Annotated in this window: 17 protein-coding genes; 13 read left to right on the plus strand and 4 right to left on the minus strand. The window is 53.3% G+C overall.

Annotation, left to right across the window (positions count from 1 at the left end):
- Positions 1–11: 11 nt before the first annotated feature.
- Positions 12–569 carry a cytochrome c nitrite reductase small subunit gene (gene nrfH / locus HOV93_RS04445; protein WP_207395258.1) on the minus strand — a complete coding sequence of 186 codons (558 nt, stop codon included), beginning with the start codon at positions 567–569 and terminating at the stop codon, positions 12–14.
- Between the two features lie 268 nt (positions 570–837).
- Here nrfH and HOV93_RS04450 point away from each other — a divergent pair, with 268 nt between their 5' ends.
- The 3 genes from HOV93_RS04450 to HOV93_RS04460 all read left to right on the plus strand — a co-directional run bounded on the left by HOV93_RS04450 (position 838) and on the right by HOV93_RS04460 (position 3,336).
- A complete protein-coding gene (locus HOV93_RS04450; RefSeq protein ID WP_207395259.1) occupies positions 838–1,344 on the plus strand; it encodes a MarR family winged helix-turn-helix transcriptional regulator in 507 nt (168 codons plus the stop codon).
- A 32-nt stretch (positions 1,345–1,376) separates the two neighbouring features.
- Positions 1,377–2,618 (plus strand): NAD(P)/FAD-dependent oxidoreductase, encoded by a 1,242-nt coding sequence (locus tag HOV93_RS04455; protein WP_207395260.1) that lies wholly within the window; start codon positions 1,377–1,379, stop codon positions 2,616–2,618.
- An 85-nt stretch (positions 2,619–2,703) separates the two neighbouring features.
- Positions 2,704–3,336 (plus strand): class I SAM-dependent methyltransferase, encoded by a 633-nt coding sequence (locus tag HOV93_RS04460; RefSeq protein ID WP_207395261.1) that lies wholly within the window; start codon positions 2,704–2,706, stop codon positions 3,334–3,336.
- Here the strand turns inward: HOV93_RS04460 and HOV93_RS04465 are convergent.
- Both HOV93_RS04465 and HOV93_RS04470 read right to left on the minus strand, forming a co-directional pair.
- Positions 3,333–4,061, minus strand: a complete 729-nt coding sequence (locus HOV93_RS04465) for an SDR family NAD(P)-dependent oxidoreductase (RefSeq protein WP_207395262.1) — start codon at positions 4,059–4,061, stop codon at positions 3,333–3,335. The genes HOV93_RS04460 and HOV93_RS04465 overlap by 4 nt on opposite strands.
- Before the next feature lie 310 nt (positions 4,062–4,371).
- The gene (locus HOV93_RS04470; RefSeq protein WP_207395263.1) at positions 4,372–5,175 is read right to left on the minus strand and encodes a helix-turn-helix transcriptional regulator; all 804 of its coding nucleotides are present in this window, start codon (positions 5,173–5,175) and stop codon (positions 4,372–4,374) included.
- A gap of 207 nt (positions 5,176–5,382) precedes the next feature.
- Between HOV93_RS04470 and HOV93_RS04475 the strand changes: the two genes are divergently transcribed.
- The 5 genes from HOV93_RS04475 (at position 5,383) to HOV93_RS04495 (ending at position 10,694) form a co-directional block, all read left to right on the plus strand.
- Positions 5,383–6,354, plus strand: coding sequence for a DUF1559 domain-containing protein (locus HOV93_RS04475; RefSeq protein WP_207395264.1), 972 nt, complete (start codon positions 5,383–5,385; stop codon positions 6,352–6,354).
- A complete protein-coding gene (locus HOV93_RS04480) occupies positions 6,351–6,749 on the plus strand; it encodes a hypothetical protein (RefSeq protein ID WP_207395265.1) in 399 nt (132 codons plus the stop codon). Before HOV93_RS04475 ends, HOV93_RS04480 begins: the two co-directional genes overlap by 4 nt.
- A gap of 79 nt (positions 6,750–6,828) precedes the next feature.
- Positions 6,829–7,746, plus strand: coding sequence for a dihydrodipicolinate synthase family protein (locus HOV93_RS04485; RefSeq protein ID WP_207395266.1), 918 nt, complete (start codon positions 6,829–6,831; stop codon positions 7,744–7,746).
- A 45-nt stretch (positions 7,747–7,791) separates the two neighbouring features.
- Entirely contained in the window at positions 7,792–9,645 is a 1,854-nt protein-coding gene (locus tag HOV93_RS04490; RefSeq protein ID WP_207395267.1) for an exo-alpha-sialidase, read from the plus strand.
- A gap of 23 nt (positions 9,646–9,668) precedes the next feature.
- Complete coding sequence (locus HOV93_RS04495; protein WP_207395268.1) at positions 9,669–10,694, plus strand: bile acid:sodium symporter family protein; 1,026 nt, start codon at positions 9,669–9,671, stop codon at positions 10,692–10,694.
- Positions 10,695–10,720: 26 nt separating this feature from the next.
- Here HOV93_RS04495 and HOV93_RS04500 read toward each other — a convergent pair whose 3' ends face one another.
- A complete protein-coding gene (locus HOV93_RS04500) occupies positions 10,721–11,872 on the minus strand; it encodes an AraC family transcriptional regulator (RefSeq protein ID WP_207395269.1) in 1,152 nt (383 codons plus the stop codon).
- Positions 11,873–12,147: 275 nt separating this feature from the next.
- Between HOV93_RS04500 and HOV93_RS04505 the strand changes: the two genes are divergently transcribed.
- The 5 genes from HOV93_RS04505 to HOV93_RS04525 all read left to right on the plus strand — a co-directional run bounded on the left by HOV93_RS04505 (position 12,148) and on the right by HOV93_RS04525 (position 19,399).
- Positions 12,148–13,122 (plus strand): DUF1559 domain-containing protein, encoded by a 975-nt coding sequence (locus HOV93_RS04505; RefSeq protein ID WP_207395270.1) that lies wholly within the window; start codon positions 12,148–12,150, stop codon positions 13,120–13,122.
- A 61-nt stretch (positions 13,123–13,183) separates the two neighbouring features.
- Entirely contained in the window at positions 13,184–14,170 is a 987-nt protein-coding gene (locus tag HOV93_RS04510; protein ID WP_207395271.1) for a DUF1559 family PulG-like putative transporter, read from the plus strand.
- Between the two features lie 39 nt (positions 14,171–14,209).
- Positions 14,210–14,677 (plus strand): hypothetical protein, encoded by a 468-nt coding sequence (locus HOV93_RS04515; protein WP_207395272.1) that lies wholly within the window; start codon positions 14,210–14,212, stop codon positions 14,675–14,677.
- Positions 14,674–17,985: a DUF1553 domain-containing protein gene (locus HOV93_RS04520; protein WP_207395273.1), complete on the plus strand. Its 3,312-nt coding sequence runs from the start codon at positions 14,674–14,676 to the stop codon at positions 17,983–17,985. Before HOV93_RS04515 ends, HOV93_RS04520 begins: the two co-directional genes overlap by 4 nt.
- 7 nt (positions 17,986–17,992) lie before the next feature.
- The gene (locus HOV93_RS04525; RefSeq protein WP_207395274.1) at positions 17,993–19,399 is read left to right on the plus strand and encodes a DUF1501 domain-containing protein; all 1,407 of its coding nucleotides are present in this window, start codon (positions 17,993–17,995) and stop codon (positions 19,397–19,399) included.
- Positions 19,400–19,409: the final 10 nt, after the last annotated feature.

The raw sequence follows: 19,409 nt of genomic DNA on the forward strand, positions 1-19,409 counted from the left end.
ATGCATTCCTATCAGCGTGAGTCAGGTTCTAAGGTGGGGTAAACCCTCGAATGAAGCGAATGTCCTACGTCGGCGTGGCAATGGACGCAAGACATCGTCTCGCTGTGCTGGTTCGCAGGCAGCATGTTGTGAACAAAGTCGGAATGACAATGCAAACAGGCATGCTGCGTTACCCGGCGATTGCGAGGTTTGATACGTAACGGATCGGGATAGTCGTTAAAGGTGAACGCCAACGAATGAAAGAAGCCGTTGTCCGCTTTGGTGACCCATTTGCCGATCGGATCGTGAGAGAGGTGGCAATCATTGCAAACCGCCACGTCGTGATGACTCGATTTCTGCCAGGTGTCGTAGGGTTCCTGCATGACATGGCAGTTCACACAGCCTTTGGGGTCGTTGCTGAGATAGCTTGCCCCTTTGCCGTAGCCGAATGTAAAGGTCCCTAGCCCGAGAACTACGCCGAAAAGTATGGCGAAAAAAGAAGAGAACAAACCAGCATAAATCTTGGCTTTCGCGTAGCGATTCCTAGCTCGAAAGCGTTGTTGCAACCGCTGGTTTTCGTGTTGAGCCATCCTGACTCACCCTTTCAAATTCAACCTGGGCTCTTATTACCTGGGGAGGGTACTGCAAATCTGTAAGGCAGGAAAGCATAAGCATGCTACTGGTCAACAGATTCATTGACAAGTAAATTCCGGTAGGCGGAGCACTTCTTCACGCTGTCCTCGCCAAAAATTACCGAGACTCGCCCCCTCTTGGTTCGCAGGTGCGAATGCGTCCAAGTCCTCCAACCCCAGAAACAGTTGTCTTGACGTTTGTTGTAGAAACGCCTATCTTGGGGGTATGGGTCTGACTCCACCTAATTCTCGAGCGAACGCCAACCCCAGGAAATTCGATTCCCTGGAGCAAGAAGTATTTCTGAACTTATGGCGGACCTACGATCGCCTGAAAGCGTTCGAAGAAGAGGTCTTCGGCAACGCCGGCCTATCCGCCCAGCAATATAACACGATGCGTTTGCTGAAGTCGGTTCACCCCGATTCGATGCCGACCTTGGTGCTTGGCTCGCGATTGATTTCTCGTGCTCCGGATATGACCCGTCTGTTAGATAAACTCGAACAACGCGGTTTACTGTCTCGGGAACGACGTCCTGAAAATCGACGTGTTGTCGAGGTGACCATTACCCCTCAAGGGTTAGCTCTTTTGGACGAGCTTTCTGCCGAGGTTCGTGACTGTCACCGAAAGCAACTGGGACATCTCTCTCCCGACTCACTTCGTCATTTGGCTTCGCTGCTCAAGGAAGCTCGCGAGCCGCATGAAGACGAGACCAATCTTTCATTGGTCGATGAGTAAGCTTGACCTTCATCAGACAAGTACCTTGGAACATGATCGATAATCAAAATAAGCCGCAAGTTGTCGTCATCGGGGGTGGTCCTGCAGGAGCAACGGTAAGCACCCTACTCGCTCAGCAAGGAATTCGTGTCGAGCTGTTTGAGCGCGAGACGTTCCCTCGTTATCACATTGGCGAATCGCTCATTCCGGAAACGTACTGGGTCCTTAAGCGTTTGAATATGCTTCCCAAGTTGAAGGGGAGTCCCTTCATCGAGAAGTACAGTGTCCAGTTCGTCAGTGGCTCTGGCAAACAATCGGCTCCCTTCTACTTTCACGACAACAAAGACCACGATTGCTCGCAAACCTGGCAGGTACGCCGTAGCGAATTCGACGAAATGATGCTTCGCAATGCCGAAGAGCACGGCGTGAAGACTCACGAAGGCGTCCGCGTGCTGGATGTCCTGTTCGAGGGTGACCGCGCAGTCGGCATTCAGATCATGGACGCAAACGGCGAGAAACGAGAAATTCACGCCGATGTGGTGGTCGATGCGAGCGGACAAAGCTCGATGTTGCTCAACAAGTTAAAGCTGCGCGTCTCAGACCCATCGCTAAACAAAGGGTCGATCTGGACCTATTATAAAGGCGCTAAACGCGATCCAGGCCGCGACGAAGGAGCGACTACCGTCCTACAAGTGGAAAACAAACAGGGATGGTTTTGGTACATCCCCCTTCACGACGATATGGTCAGCATCGGTGTCGTGGGTGACTTCGATTACCTCTTCAAGGGACGCGGTTCCCACGAAAAAGTGTTCGCCGAAGAACTCGAACTTTGCCCGGCCGCGAAAATGCGTATCGAAGGCGCCGAGCAGGTCACCAAAATCTTTGCGACCAAAGACTTCACCTACAAGGCCAAACAGGCCGCCGGCGATGGCTGGGTGTTGATTGGCGATGCTTTAGGCTTCCTCGATCCCCTGTATTCTTCCGGCGTCCTCTTGGCTCTCAAGTCAGGCGAACTGGCCGCCGATGCGATCATCGCAGGGCTGAAAAAGGGAGACACCAGTCGTGCTCAGCTTGGGCATTGGGAAAAAGACTACCTGGTGGGCATGGAACGCATGCGTAAGCTGGTCTGCGAGTACTACGACGGATTCAATTTCGGCCGCTTCGTCCGCCGTTTCCCCGACCATCGCGGGGACATTACCGATCTGCTGATTGGCGACCTTTTCAAAGACAGTCTCGATAAGGTCTTCGAGTCGATCGCCACGATGAAGTCTGAATCGGAAGCCATGGCCGAGTGACATCGGCGAACCTGCTAGTGCTCAATTGTGTCGCCGGAAGGGTAAGTTGCTTTTCTTTCCGACACCTGTAGCTAGAGTTACTGCTATGTCTATCCGAGACGCCTACTCGCAGTGGTCTATTACTTACGACCAAGACATCAATCGTACACGAGATCTTGATCAGGTTGCAACGCAGCAACTCTTAGGCAATTCTCGATATCAACATACCATCGAAATTGGCTGTGGAACCGGCAAGAACACGTCCTTTTACCTCTCAATCAGCGAGACGGTGACGGCAGTCGATTTTTCGCCTGGCATGCTGGACCTCGCTCGTCTAAAAGTTGAATCCCCAAGCGTTGTATTTCGAGAAGCGAATCTGCGTGAGCGTTGGCCCGGAGCTGATCTAGCTGCCGACTTAGTGGCATGTAATCTTGTTCTCGAACACATGGATGAGATGCTCCCCGTTTTTTCGGAATCCTCACGATGCCTTGCAGCAGGAGGTGAGTTTTTCGTCAGTGAACTCCACCCTTATCGTCAGTACCTCGGCAGCCAAGCGCAATACCAGAGAGAAGGTGAAGTGACCTTCATTGACGCATACGTACACCATTTCTCAGAATTTCATTCGGCGGCAAGGTCCAGTGGCTTCCAACTAAACGACGTGCAAGAATGGTGGGATGATGATCTTAAGGAAAGGGTACCGCCAAGATTGATCACTTTCCTGTGGAAGAAAGTGTGTTAGCTTGTCTTGAGAGTTGCCAGTCCCCCATCAACACCGATGATTTGCCCCGTGATCCAACTGTTTTGCGGATCGACGAGCCAGCACGCTAACGAGGCGCAATCTTCAGGTTTCCCTAACCGACCTAACGGATGCATTGCTTTCGACGCTTCAGCCGATCGCGGACGTGACCAGATTGCTTCGGTAAGAGGCGTCTCGATCAATCCCGGCGCGATCGCGTTCACGCGGATCTTCTTTCCTGCATAGGTCGCCGCAGCGGACTTGACCAAACCTTCGATAGCGCCTTTGGCAGCGGCAATCGCTTCATGATTGGCAAGCCCCACGCGTGCCGCTGCCGAGGAGAAGAGAACGACGCTACCGCCAGAGTCTCGCAACACGGCATTGGCCGCTCGGATCGCTGCGAACGCGGTGTTTAGATTAAGCGAAATCGTAGAGTTCAATTCTTTCTGCGAGGTGAGATGAGCTGGCTTCAGGATGAGTGAGCCAACGCAGTTGACAATTGAATCGACATGTCCAAACAAGTCTTGCGCATGCTTGGCGGCTGCTTCGACCTCATCGAACTGGGTAGCATCCGCCGTGAAGTATTGTACATCGAGTTCGCCTGCGAATGCCTGCAGCTTTTCCTCGCTATGCGATACCAACAGCAGGCGGTAGCCGCGAGATGCGAGAAGCCGGGCGATCGCAGCGCCGATCCCACCAGTAGCTCCGATCACTATCGCAACGGGCATATATTGCGTTATTTTAAAATACCTCTTCGAGCGCAATGACTTTTGTTCGTCTTCCTCAGAAGAAACCGCACGTTTGAATCCCCCGCAACGGACATTCGATTGGAAACACTTTGCCATTTGCCAGATTGAATGTTCCTTCTTCCTGTGCTTCTCCCTTAAGTTCGATTGACAATACCTTGCCGCCAGGGGCTTGATCACCTTGTGAGTCGACCAACGTCGACCGTGCCATCACAGTTGACCCTCTTGCTTATCGCTATCTCATGGGCGACCAATCTACCCCATGCCCAGGGAGACGCTCACTACGAATTCATCAGAGAACGACTCGAATCGTGCCGAAGCTATACGTTTCGCGGAAGCTTGTCGGCGTTTTTCCAAATCGTCGGCGGAAGTGCATGCTGAATCGAGATGGGTCGCTGTAGCCAACTCGCTCTGCGATCTCTTGAATAGAGCGATTGGTAATCTGCAACAATTGAACACTTTTCTGAAGCCGAAGTTCAATCAGGTATTCGCTGAAACTTAAACCCAATTGCTCGCGGAAGAGCCTTGCCAAATGCCCCGCGGTACACTTCGAGATTTCTTTCGCCACGTACGGCAGTCGAACAGCTTCCGTAAAATGAAAAGCGAGGTAGGCACATGCTCTCGCTAAGGGGTCAGACGGCAATGCCTCTTGGCCAAATTCGGGGGCGTCCGAAAGAAGTGCCAATCGAAACCAAACCGCGTCTAAATGGGCAACGGCCGCTTCTTCTGCTTCATGTGCTTGACCGCTGGCGATCGCTTCCACTAGGGGACGATGCGACTCAAAGAGCACGGTCAGGTCAGGCCAGCATTGCTCTAATGTACCGATTCGGAACTCGCTATGCGCGAGAAACACTTCCCGCCAAGCTGCGTGTAACGAGGGTACATCGGCCAGTTCTACAATAGCGCGATGAAAGTCTTGATCGCACTGGGCAAAGTCATCGTAACTTTCGGCACGGGTTGTCTCCTCCATACGTTGGAACTGATCGAGCAGCGTTTGATAACTGCCACCGTCGGCAACCCTCATTGCCGCATATCGCGAGGCGAACCCTTCTATTTTAGCGCGTAAATTCGAAACAGAGTGCATGGCGGAGGTCATCGAGCAAGCCTTGAATCTCAAAGGACTAGCGTGAAACTGGGGAAGGAAATCAACGATATACCAGCTGCCTCGTAGATGATGCCGCTATGTGAATTCGCACATCTGCGAATGCGAATGAAACGTTGATCTAATTATGGGGACGTGTCAGCATAGACCAAATGCATATCCCAGGCCAAACCTTTTCTCCTCAACCTACAGGTCTCGCCCATGTCACCTCCCAAACGTCATGCCTTCACCTTAGTCGAGTTACTCGTTGTGATCGCTATTATAGGTGTTTTGATCTCGCTTCTCTTGCCAGCGGTGCAACAAGCACGGGAAGCAGCTCGCCGTATCGACTGTCAGAATCGGATGAAGCAACTTGGTCTGGCACTGCACAATTATCACGACACGCATCGCACCTTTCCTTTTGGAGAATTGGTTACTCCGGATGCCTGTCCTCCAACAACTTCGGCAAAACGTGGTGCCCCCTGGACCGTAGCAATTCTCTCGTTCATGGAACAAGGTTCGAGATACAGCGAGTTTGATATGGCCGGCACGTTCGCCGGGATTGCCAATGATGGAAGCAACACTAACGAAGCTTTCCAGATTGTGCCCAATCCTGCCTATCAATGCCCTTCCGATCCCAACGCGGCAGACACTGAGCCCAATACTAACTACCGAGGAATTCAAGGAGGCGGTCCTTTAGCAGACGCTGAATGTGCCACCGGATCGGCAAGTAATAAACGCGTGTTTTTCGACAACGGAATTCTGTTTATGAATTCCAAAGTCGCGATGCGGGATATCACCGATGGCACAAGCAATACCCTGATGGTTGGCGAGTCACGATGGTGGTTCGCTGTCGGGCAAAACGAACCTTATGGCACTTATTTCATGTGGTCTTCAACCACGCGAAATGCCGGAGGTTCCAGCCATGTGAACGTCGTCGCCGCAGCTGTTGACCCTATCAACAACCCTTTAGTGGACTACAACCCAGGCAATGGTCCCTATACCGATCATCCCGCAGGTATCGGAGCCGTCGTGGGCACCCATACGCGTGCATTTGGAAGCTGGCATCCCGGGGGTGCTCAATTTTTACGGGGAGACGCATCGATTCATTTGATAAGTGAGACCGTCGACCTGGCAACGTATCGTCAAATGGCAACGCGAAACGACGGTCTGCCCATTGGAGGAGCACTATGAGGCACTGGAATAACTACGTTCTCTGCGGCATGGTCCTGGCTGGATTGATGCTTCTTGGTTGTTCTGGCGCCACAGATGGGCCTCAACGCTATGAAGTCTCAGGTTCTGCTACCTACAAAGGGGAACCGATTCCGTTCGGACGAATCTTGCTTGAACCAGACGCAACGCAAGGCAACACCGGACCAGGATCCGTGGCCGAGATAAAAAATGGATGGTACGTGACTCGTCCCAATAGTGGTCATACCGGAGGAAGCTTTCGTGTCACCATCATGGGCACCGACGGGTCACGCCCCGCCAGTGCTGATGTCGACAACTCATTGTTTCCCCCTTATCAAACGTCCATTGTGTTACCCGAACAATCAAGCCAGCACGACTTCGATGTGCCGCTGCAATAGACAAGCGTCCCACTGGCAATGGAGCCAGCTCTCTCAAAAAACTTACCACTTAGTAGTTAACGATTAGGACATTTGAAATATGTTTGAAGATATCATGGGCATCGTTCCTCCGATGGTTACACCCTTTCGTCACGATGGCACAATCGACGAAGCGGCTTTACGACAAGAAACGCGATACCTTATCGACACGGCTCTAGTACATGGACTCGCCGTTTGTGGAAGCACCGGCGAAGGACACACGCTTACAACCGATGAAACTCGGCAGGTAACCGCAATCGTATGCGAAGAAACTGCGGGACGCGTTCCAGTCATCACGGGCATTATCGCCAACAGCACGGACGCCGTGATTGAACGAGGACGCGCTGTCCAAGACCTGGACGTAGCCGCGTTACAGGTGACCCCTGTGCACTATCTGTTTCGCCCCAATGATGACGCGATGACCAAACACTTTGGCGACATCACCACCAAGACAAACCTTCCTGTGATCATCTACAATGTCGTCCCGTGGACCTATTTATCACCGCAATTACTCACGCGTATCATTGACGAAGTAGATGGAGTCATCGGTGTGAAGCAAAGCGCTGGCGACCTAAAAATGCTGGCGGATCTTGTCTTGATGGTCGGCGATCGTGCTCGCATTATGTCGGCTGTCGATGCATTACTTTACCCGTCCTATACCTTGGGGGCTGTCGGCGCGATTGCCGCGACCCTCACGGCTGTACCGGAACTTTGTGTCGAACAATGGAATGCCCTCCAGGCCGGTGACCACGCGCGAGCCAAAGAACTGCACGAGAAGATTCTCCCTATTTGGAACGCGATCTTCGACGACAATCTTCCTGCGAATATTCGCTATTGCATGGAACTTCAAGGCCGTGAAGGGGGTATCCCTCGACCACCTATGCCGGTCACCTCTGAAGTTCAGAAAGGCCCCATTCTAAGAGCACTCGCTCTGGCAGGTGTACTTAATCGCGATGCCGAAATGGCCGAATTGCCGTAGCTCCTCCTTACTATTGCTCACCCACCTTGCCGAAAGCCCCATCCCATGAAGAACCCCATCTTCACAATTCTTTTCTTTGCCGCTGCTCTCTTGGTCACCGTACCTCTTCTTCAAGCAGAAGAGGTTTCGCAGCCGAAGTATCAGTGGCCTATGGATGACCATGCCGGTCTCGCAATCCAAGGCAACGTAACCTCGGCCGCTGGTATTGCCGGTGAAAGCCTGGTGTTTGAAGGGGAGTCTCTGGCCACCGTCAAAGACTCTGCGAACTACACCGACTTAGCCGACGGTTACACGATCGCGTTCTGGGTTTGTCCCTTCTTTATGAATTCCGACCAACAAATGCTAGTTGGTAAGAACCGTTATTCGCTTGATCAGCGGGAATGGGGCGTGATGATCGATCGAGATCGTCAGCTACGAGCATATCTCTGGCAAAACGGATGGAAAACAATCGAAGCCGCGACTCCGCTCGAAATCGATGCCTGGTCACTGGTAGGACTAGTCGTTCAAAAAGACTCAGTCCAACTATGGGTTAACGGAGCCCTGGCAGCGGAAACCGACTTGAAACATCCGATTCCGACAACCGATGCGCCCTTAACGATCGGTGGAATCGATGACCATGGAAAATTGCGACAACACTTTCTCGGAGCGGTCGATGAGGTTCACTTTTACACGCGACCGATCGAGAAACAGGAATGGAGCGAGTTGCATCAGCAAGTTGCCATCTCTTCTGAACTACAACAGATAGCCAAAGCCACACAAGCAAAAGCCGCCAAAAAATGGGCACATCTACTTCCGGTAGAAAACCCCGTGAAAATGTGGGACGAAACTCAAACGCTACGAACCGCCGAAAGTCTGCCAGTCTTGAAAGAGGTTTCCTTTCATGTCATCAAGCCTTACGAAGTGAAGAAAGACGGTTATCGCTTTCTTCATGGAGTCGCTCTGGTATGGCACAAAGACAAACTTTATGCCTCGTTTGGCCATAATCAAGGCGCTGAGAACACGGTCACCGAGGAAGCGAGATACTGCGTTAGCGAGGATGGTGGAAAGAGTTGGAGCGATCTCATGATGATCGATCCGGGAACCGAGGAGTTAGCCGTCAGCCATGGTGTGTTCCATTCAACTGGCGACCAACTTTGGGCGTTTCAAGGATCGTATCACGGACTCCGCAAGGGGCTTCGCACTCGGGCCTATTTGCTCAACGAAACCTCTGGCAAGTGGGAATTTCAAGGAACCATTCTCAGTGGTGGATTCTGGCCCATCAATCCGCCTGTCAAGATGGATGATGGCAACTGGATCATGCCAGGGCTGATTGTGGGCAATGGCAACCATACGGCCGTGGCCATCAGTCACGGTGATTCGATGATGCAGTGGGATCTAGTTCCCATTCCGGTGCATTCTTCGGTAGGGAAAATGTGGGGCGAATCGGCGATTCTGGTTGATGGCTCGCGAATTACGAACATCTGCCGATATGGAGCAAAAGCTCAAGCATTGGCCGCCACCAGCGACGACTACGGACGCACGTGGACCCCCATGCAAGATTCCAATCTACCTATGGTGACCTCCAAACCATTTGCCGGAACTCTCACGAATGGCCAGAATTATCTGATCGCAACAACCACCTCGAACTCAGGAGGAAAGCGATACCCGCTAACGATTGCCCTCTCCCGTCCTGACGAAGACCTGTTCTCGCAGGTCTTTGTCATTCGCCATGCTAAATTCGAGCAAGGGCCCGGTGAATCGCACCCTCATGCTTCGTTGTCTTATCCTTACGCGATCGAGCACGAAGGAAAACTTTACGTCGGCTATTCCAATAACGGCGGCAAAGTCGACGGGCGTGCGGGGAATGATAATAGCGCCGAAATGGCCATCATTCCTCTCTCGCAACTAACTACGAAATAGCCCCTTCTGACCCCCGTGCCATTATGCCTCATCCCTCGTGGACTCAATTGTCCTTCACCATCGCGGTCATCCTATTTGCCGTGAGTGGATTTTTCCTGCCCTTTTTATATGTATGGGAATATCAAGGTTGGCAGCCCCGCCAGGCCATTGGCCCCTTGGTGCAAGTCATCATGTTTGGCATGGGTGTCTCGTTGACGTTTGCCGATTTTGGACGCGTCCTACGAATGCCTAAGTCGGTGCTCGTGGGCGTGCTCGGACAATTCACCGTCATGCCAATCTTGGCGTTTTTGTTTGTTCGGTTGTTCGGTTTAGATACGGAAGTTGCTGCCGGACTGATACTAATTGGCAGTTGCCCCGGCGGTGTTGCCTCTAATGTGATCGCTTACATCGCCAAAGCAAACGTCCCATTGTCAGTAACGATGACGGCTTGCAGTACGATGCTTTCGCCCCTGGCAACACCGCTGGCAATGTTGTTATTGGCCGGTCAATACGTCCCTATGGAAGTCGCGCCTATGGCTTGGTCGATTGTCAAAATGATCTTAATCCCGGTGCTTTTGGGGCTTCTATTCAATCATTTTGCCGGTGCACTCGTTCGCAGATTACAAAAGCTGTTTCCACTGGTCGCCATGCTCGGCATTTGCGTGATCATCGCCATTACGATTGCGCTGGCTCGTGACGATCTTAAAAACGTAGGCTTTGTCTTATTCCTAGCAGCCGCATTGCAAAATGCAGTAGCATTTACGGTCGGCTATGGCGGTGCAAGGGCTCTGCGATTGGAAGAGAACGATTGTCGCACGATCGCTCTCGAAGTGGGGATTCAAAACGGGGGCATGGCGACTGGCCTGGCAATTAATTTGATGCATAGCCCTGTCATGGCGTTGGGCTCTGCTGTGTATGGTCCGTGGAGCGCGATCAGCAGCAGCGTTCTGGCAGCTTGGTGGCGAAGTTGTTCCCCACCTTCTTCAGAAACTGAAGACGAAGACGCACGCGATGTTACCGTAAACTGCCACGATGAATTGGCTGAAAACGCACCTCAGCAAGTTCCCTAACAATCGCCAATAAACTTGGATGGTCGTTATGCCCCAGGCCGATGTTGACGACGATAAGCACCAGGGGTAGTTCCTTTGTGCTTACGAAACACCTGGAGCATATATTGGGCGCGGGTAAACCCAGTGCGTTGGGCGATACCATCAAGACTAATGTCGGTTTCGCGAAGCAGTCGACAGACGTGCTCGACGCGGACGCGGACAATTTCCTCATTGGGCGAACGGCCAAGATACTGGCGGAAACCACGCTCTAAAGAACTGCGAGACAAAGGAACTTCCGATAGAACGTTACTCACATTCAAGCCATCGGTAGCCCTTTCACGAATAATTTGAATGGCTCGTGACAACCAAGGATCCTCGATGGCGACAATATCTGACGACTGTCGTGTCTCGATGCCAAGTGGAGCCATCAGCTTCGATTGATTCGAAAGGTCTTCTCCCTGCATCATTCTTTCCAGCATGCGAGCTCCTTCATAGCCAAGTTGTTCGCCGGGAAAACGCACGCTACTTAGGGGCGGCGTGCTCATGGTGGCGAGTAGCTCGTCGTTTTCTACACCCACCACGGCCACATCTTCTGGCACACGAATCGAAAGCCGGAAGCAGGCGTCCAGCAACCAACAGCCTAGTTGATCGGTACATGCCATGATGGCCGTCGGGCGCGGCAGATCGCAGATCCAGTCCATCAGTTGTCGCTGCTGCGATTCCCACTCTTCGGCTTTCTCAAACCGACCCGGCTGGCGAAACACCGAGCAATCAAATCCGCGCTGCTTCAAGTAACTAACAAAGTTCTTTCGTCGTTCAATAAAAAAGGGCTCGACGTCTAACGCAAACACGCCGAAGTGTTGAAACCCGCGTTCCAGAAAATGCTCGGCGACCATCGATGCCACCAAGCCGTTATCGATCCCCAGGTGAAACATTTTTGTATTCCAGCGGCGCGATCGCATTTCGATCGATGGAATTCCCGTCCGCCGAACAGCCGTTGCAATCGCTTTACTGCCCGACCGAGTGAGAATGCCGTCGCCATGCCAACTTCGTAACCACGTCGGAGGCTTGGAATCGAGATCTCGCGCCTCGACAAATAGCGACCACGGCTCGTGCTCCTGGGTGAAACGCTTGATACCACGTAAGAGATCGCGACCGTACGTTCGTGACGTTTCGATGATTAAGGCGACACGTCGCATGGCGAACTCCCAAGGAATAACGTCACGAGGCCATGTTGGCGAGTGATCGGGTAATTCAAGCATTCATGTCCCAAATTGCCGAACATGTTTTGACGCAATAGTGACAATATAGTGTAACACATTTATGCAAATAAAGAATGTTGTCCAACCGAATTTGAACTCTAATAAGGCCACGAAGCCGAACGTTATCGCCACCCTGGCGGTGGGCAATCCTTCGTAACGAGATGCGAGACCTTATTCCTCCCTGTTTAATACTCTTCTTGCAGAGGTGTTCTATGCTCCGCAAACACGCTCCTCGCTTCCGTGGTTTTACTCTCGTAGAGCTACTGGTGGTAATTGCCATCATCGGAATGTTAATTGCCCTGTTATTGCCAGCCGTTCAGCAAGCACGCGAGGCCGCACGAAGGATGCAATGCAGTAATCAACTGAAGCAATTCGGTCTCGCGATGCATAATTATCACGATACCTTCGGGGCCCTTCCTCCTGGCTCGCGAATGACAGGTGCATTCCCTGGCAACTCTCAAACGCCGGCTCATCCGCAAGGTGGTGGCTGGGTCGACGACCAAAGTTGGTCCCAACCCATTCTTCCCTTCATCGAACAGTCTGCCCTGTTCGATCTGATCGACCCAACCGTTTGTTGGAACGGCAACTTGGTCACCCAGGAAGCTCGCGAGACGCGGGTAGGCGCCTTCGAGTGCCCTTCGGCCGGCATGATTTTCGATCCCGTTACCGCAGCACCGCAGTATGCCCGGTGGAAGGGGAACTACGTCGTCAATTTCGGTAATACCGATTATGGTCAACAGACGAAGAGCTCGGTCACCTTCAGGGGTGCGCCTTTTCGCCAGGGCAGAAACCAGAAGTTCCGCGATATTACGGATGGCCTTTCGCAGACACTGCTCATGTCGGAATGCATTGCCCTTTTAGGCGATCCAATCCACGGTGAATATTCGCGTTCAACCGGAGGCCAGATGTTTACCACATGGCTTTCCCCTAACTCTTCTGCTTGTGACGAGATCACACGTCAGGAACCGAGTGCATCTGAGCAGGCTCAGGCAGGATTCTGCACGACGCTGCTGGCCGGGAATTGGACGAAGGTTCAAGTTCAAGTGGTCGCCGCAAGAAGCAGGCATCCTGGCGGCGTCCAAGCAGCCAATTGCGATGGATCGGTCAACTTCGTTAGCGAAACGATCGACTTGAACACTTGGCGTGGCAGTTCGACCTCACAAGGCAATGAAGTTGCGGAGAACTAATACAGCCTCAACGCCAAGAGCGACGGCACTCCCTCTCCTCCCTATCCCCTTGAGGCATTCCATGCTTTGCCACGACCGCCCACCGAAGAAAGCTTTCACCTTGGTCGAATTGTTAGTCGTGATTGCCATTATCGGCGTCTTGATCGCCCTGCTGTTGCCGGCGGTCCAACAAGCCCGAGAGGCCGCACGGCGGATGCAGTGCAACAACCAGCTGAAACAGTTCGCCTTGGCGATGCACAACTATCACGACACCGCCGGCAAGCTTCCCTCTGGTTCGCGATGGAAAGGGGGATTTCCTGGCAGTTCCACTAACCCCAAGCACCCAGCCGGAGGAACTTGGGTGGACGACCAAAGCTGGTCACAGCCGCTGCTTCCCTTTCTCGAGCAAAACGCCTTGGCAGATCTTATCGACCCAAAAGTGAACTGGATGAGCAATGAGTCAGGCGAAAACACCAACGAGGCTGCCCGCCGAGTCAAGGTCGACGCCTTCGAATGTCCTTCCGGCGGAATGATCCTTAATGCACCTGAGGTGCCGCAATTCGTGCGTTGGAAAGGCAACTATGTCATCAACTTCGGCAATACAGACTATGGCCAACAAACCAAAAGTTCGGTGACGTTCAAAGGGGCCCCCTTTCGGCAAGGAGTCAACCAGCAGTTTCGGGACATCAAGGATGGCCTTTCCAACACGTTATTGATGTCGGAATGCATCCCGATGGAAAGCGATCCGATTCACGGCGGTTATACCCGTTCGGCTGGAGGACAGCAGTTCACCACCTGGCTATCTCCCAACTCTTCTGCCTGCGATGAGATCACTCGGAAAGGACCCACGACCGAAGAGCAAGCTCAAGTCCAGTTCTGCTCCATCGAACTTGCCGGCGATTGGAGCGAGATACATAAGCAAGTACTCGCCGCACGCAGTTGGCATCCCGGCGGTGTGCAAGCAGCCCATTGCGACGGCTCTGTCCGGTTCGTAAGCGAAACGATCGACCTCGACGTATGGCGTGGCATGTCCACCTCAAGCGGCAGCGAAGTCTTCGCTGGATTGTAGTACTTCATCCCATCACTTATTCCCCGAGGAGCAGGACCCGTGATACGAATCGAAATCCCCAAATGCACGGAACGGCGCTGGGCCGTACTGTCTAGCTTGGCCTGTGTATTACTGGCAGGGTTCGGGTGCACCTCGCAAACGGACCTCAACCGCATCCCCGTTTCGGGGATGATTACCATCGACGGGAAACCGTTGGACAGTGGCACCATCCAGTTCTTCCCCCATGGCGACACCAAGGGCCCCATGGCAGGCGGCCGAATCGAAAACGGGGTGTACGCCATCACTTCTCAGGATGGCCCTTCTAAGGGGGAGCACCTGATTCGCATTGCCGGTAAACGAAAATCGGGACGCACCATTAAAGTGCCACCCGACGAATATGCTCCTGAAGGTTCGGTCGTCGAAGAAATGGTCGACGCGGTGCCGGCACGCTACGGAGAAAAGTCCGATCTCATCCGCGATATTGCCGCACCGTCGACTGAAATCAACTTTGAACTGGAATCCAAATGATTTTCACTTCGATTCATTTCACGCTCATGCGTCGATTACTTAATAGCATGTTGCTATTGGTGATCGCGCTACCTGTCTCGGCCAAATCGCCAGAGCAAGCAGAGGCAACGCCCCCTTTGGCAACTTGGAAATTCGAAGAATTGACCGCAGGCGTCTGCCAAGGAACCGGCCAGTTGCCTCTCGAGGGTCGCTACCTTGATGGCCTGACAGCCACCGCCGATCCCCTTGCCGGCCGTCCTTCGGTCATCGAATTCGGACCTGCCGCAAGCCGAGCCCGCGTTGAAGTTTCGCTGGGAATTGAATCTCGCGATGCCTTTGAGAAACTAATTGACGGTTCGTTCTCGTGGGAAGCATGGATCTATGATGCGGCTCCCGGGCCAGATGGAAGAACCAATTATTCGCTGTTTTACTACGCCGACCAAAAGCGATTCGTGACCAACTCGACATGGCTTTACCGAGCTCGACAAGATGGAAGCTATCGCTTTCGGATGACTGACGAGGCAGGAAACGAAGCAGGCGTCGACATCCCTCCCACCGATCCCACGGGCATCGGAGATCGTCAATGGCACCATTATGTGATTGCCGTCGATCGTGCTTCCCCTGGTGGAGGCCAAGGAAGCATGCGTGCGTATCGCGATGGAGAACTCATTGCTGAACAGCCGCTGCCAAATGAGATGATAACCATCCGCCATCAAGGCCATATTGTGCTGGGGAACAACCATCATGCTAATTCACCCTGGCAAGGAGCCATCGATGATGTGGCACTCTTTCAAACGGCTTTGAACCTCCGCCAAGTTCAACAGCGGTATGAAGATAGCAAAAACCCAGCCATCACGAGTACCGCCGAGCGAAACGCTCAGCGTGAAGCCTTCTTTGAAGCCAAGATTCGTCCTCTCTTGATCGACAAATGCACCGGCTGCCACACGGGCGATGATTTTACTGAATCGCCCCTCGCGTTCACCTCACGCAAAGGGCTGATTCGGGGTGCCGAATTCGGACCGGCTATTGTGCCTGGCAAAGCCAGCGAGAGCTTATTGATTCAAGCGGTCCAATGGAATCATAAGGCACTGAAAATGCCGCCAGATGAAGGTGACCGCCTCACACGAATTGAAATCGAAGAACTACGCCGCTGGATCAACGACGGAGCCTACTGGCCTCCCAGCGATGACGTGGCCGAAGATGAAACGCCTCATCCAACCGACGTAAAAGAGCACGTTGAGTCAGATCACTGGGCGTTTCAACCACGCACGCGACCGGCACCGCCAGAGGTGCCCCACCCTGCTTGGAATCAATCGGACATCGATCGATTCCTATACGCCAAAATGCTGGATAAGAATATTGAGCCGAACGACCTGGCCGACAAACGTGCGCTCATTCGCCGAGCCACTTTCGACCTGACCGGGCTCAATCCAACTCTTGAGGAGACCGAAGCATTTCTGCAAGATCCGTCAGAGGATGCATTCACTAAAGTGATTGACCGGTTGTTGGCGTCCCCACGGTATGGGGAACGGTGGGGGCGTCATTGGCTGGACATCGCACGATATGCCGACACCCAAGGTGACGTAGGAGACTTCCCTATTCCTACCGCGTACCTCTATCGCGACTGGGTCATTGATTCGCTCAATGCCGACATGCCCTACGACCGTTTCGTTCAGGCACAGATTGCCGGCGATCTGATGGCCCACCAGGCCAAGAACGACCAAGACGCGCGCGGCATGATGGTGGCGACCGGATTCGTTTCGCTTTCGCGGCGTTTCGGGAATACCAAGTACGAAGACAAACATCTGATGATCGAAGATACGATCGACACACTGGGTCGTAGCATCCTTGGCGTCACGATTCGATGTGCTCGATGCCACGACCACAAGTTCGATCCGATCCTGCAATCCGATTACTTCGGACTGTATGGTATTTTCGAGAGCACACGCTATCCAACGATGGGTGCTTCCAACGAAAAGTCTCCCTCGTTTCTATCAGCTGCGGCGCCGGATCCGAAACTGCAAGAGCAGCTAGACGATCATTACGCATTGATTGAGCGTTACTACTACCAGATCAACAATCATTTTCGACCTTGGCTGAAACCCACCCTTCAGACCTATAAAACCGTATCGAAGCAGCTTAAAAGCACCGACCTCGACAAGGCAAAGCGTCGCGAACTGGAACAACGCAGGGAAGCATGTCTTGCCAAGTACAAGGGAGCTTTCCGCGAGCTGATGCTGCACGGCCTGGGTTGGATCAAAAAGGAGAAGGATCGCTTAGCGAGCAATCCTCCGACGGAGTCGATTTTCGGACTGACCGAGGACGAGCCTATCAACTCAAAGCTGCACCTGCGTGGAAACCCAGATAACCTTGGGCGGGTCGTTCCGCGGCGTTTTCCTTTGATATTAACGGACGAAGAAACAGATTCCGATTCGTGGCAAGGTTCGGGAAGGCTGCATCTAGCACGCTGGCTAACCACGCCCGATCATCCCCTTACGGCACGCGTGATCGTCAATCGTGTTTGGCAGCATCATTTCGGGCGAGGTCTGGTTGCGACAAGCAGCAACTTCGGTGTGAAGGGGGACCAGCCATCTCATCCTCAGCTTTTGGATTATCTGGCCGATGTGTTCGTGGAAGAAGATGGCTGGTCGCTGAAAGCTTTGCATCGCCGGATTATGCTTTCCCGAGCTTACCGTCTCTCCAGTCGAACAACGGACTTAAGCCTGCAAAACGATGCCGACAACATTTACCTGGCACGGTTTGCTCGTCGGCGCCTCGAGGCCGAGGCGATCCGCGACTCCATGCTACAGATTAGCGGAAACTTGGACCTTAATCGTCCCGGCCCGTTCCCCTTCCCGCATTGGAAAGGCCGTTCGTACTCGCTGAACAATCCTTTCCGAGCCGAATACGATCATAATCATCGCAGCATCTACCTGATGACTCAGCGGCTGTTCCGGCAATCGTTCTTCGCTTTGTTCGATGGTCCCGATCGCAATCAATCAACCGAAAAGCGAACGACTTCTGCTCTCCCGACCCAAGTTCTTTTCCTCTTGAACTCTCCTTTTGTCGAAAAACAGTCCCACGCATTCGCCGATCGGATCCTTAAAAACACCAAGAATGATCAGGAAGCGATTCAATTCGCCTACCAGCGCGTGTATGGACGCCTCCCGACAATGGAAGAACAACAGATTACAACACGGCAAATCGACTCGCTCTCGGCCGCGATCCTATCGTCCGGCGAAATGAAGCCGGAAGAAGTCCGCCCAGCCGTTTGGAAGGCAGTTGCCAAGTCCCTGTTTGCCAGCAACGAATTTTTGCATGTGGAGTAATACGACTATGAATTCAACATCCATTCCGATGAGTCGTCGTCAGGCACTGCGGGGCGGCTTAGCCGCATGCACCACCCTGGGAGCAGGGACCAAAGCAACCGGCGTGCTGGCCGCGAATCAAGAAACGTCCATCCAGCATTTCCCGGCCAAAGCCAAACATGTGATTGTCCTTTACATGTCCGGCGGTTACTCGCATGTGGATACATTTGACCCCAAGCCAAAGCTCGAGCAGTTGCACGATCGTTCGATCGGGGTCGAAGCAGAAGTCAGCGTGACTGGCATGCCCAAGGTCGACCGCTACTTAAAAGCAGCCTCTTGGAAGTTCCGTCCCAACAAGCATTGCGGGACGGAAGTCAGTGACCTGTTCCCTCATATGCGCGAGATCATTCACGAAGCGGCACTGATCCGTTCGATGAACAGCGATCACCGCGATCATGGCGAGGCTACGCTTCAACTGCACACCGGCAGCACATCGGTCGCCATGCCTAGTTTCGGGGCCTGGTTGAGTTTTGGTCTTGGTTCGGCCAACCCCCAACTTCCCTCGCACGTCGTCCTCTCCGAGCACCGGCCTTACAACGGTCCCCAAATTTGGGATGCCAATTTCCTCCCGGCCTCGCATAGCGGGGTACGGATTTTGCCCGGTAACGAGCCGCTACCCTACTTGAAGTCTCTCAGCCCCGGGGTGATTCGCGACTTCGAGTTTGAAATGTTGTCGAAGCTCAACCAAGAGCACGCCCAGATTCGACACGATAATGGACAGCTCGCCGGAAGAATGGCCGCTGCTCAGGCCGCGCGGGGTCTTCAAGATGCAGCCCCCGAGGCGCTCGATCTATCTCAAGAGACGCCTGAAACGCTCAAGCTATACGGCAGCGAGCCAGGTGACGTGACATCATATGCTGCCCAGTGCATCATGGCGCGGCGACTCGTCGAACGTGGCGTACGTTTTGTCGAGATCATCGACTCCGTGGGGAGTTGCAGCGATAACTGGGACGCCGCCCATCGCGATATTGCTAGTCACGGCAAATACGCCAAGCGAGTCGATCAACCCATCGCGGCCTTAATAAAAGATTTAAAGCGGACCGGCCTCTTGGATGAAACGCTCGTGGTTTTTTGTACCGAATTTGGCCGAACTCCCTGGGCCCAAGACGGCAAAGGCACCAAAAGCCGTAACCATCATCCTCAAGCGTTTTCCTGCTGGCTGGCTGGGGGTGGAGTGAAGCCGGGCATTGTCCATGGCCAGTCAGACGACATCGGCAATCTGGTGGAACACAACATGGTGCACATCCACGATTTCCACGCCACCATCCTACGGATTATGGGGCTAGACCACGAACGGCTTACTTATCGTCATGCCGGCCGAGACTTTCGCTTGACCGACGTACATGGGCACATTGTCGAAGACATCCTGATTTAACGGTGGCCAG

This window comes from Bremerella alba, from assembly GCF_013618625.1.
Lineage (GTDB): Bacteria > Planctomycetota > Planctomycetia > Pirellulales > Pirellulaceae > Bremerella > Bremerella alba.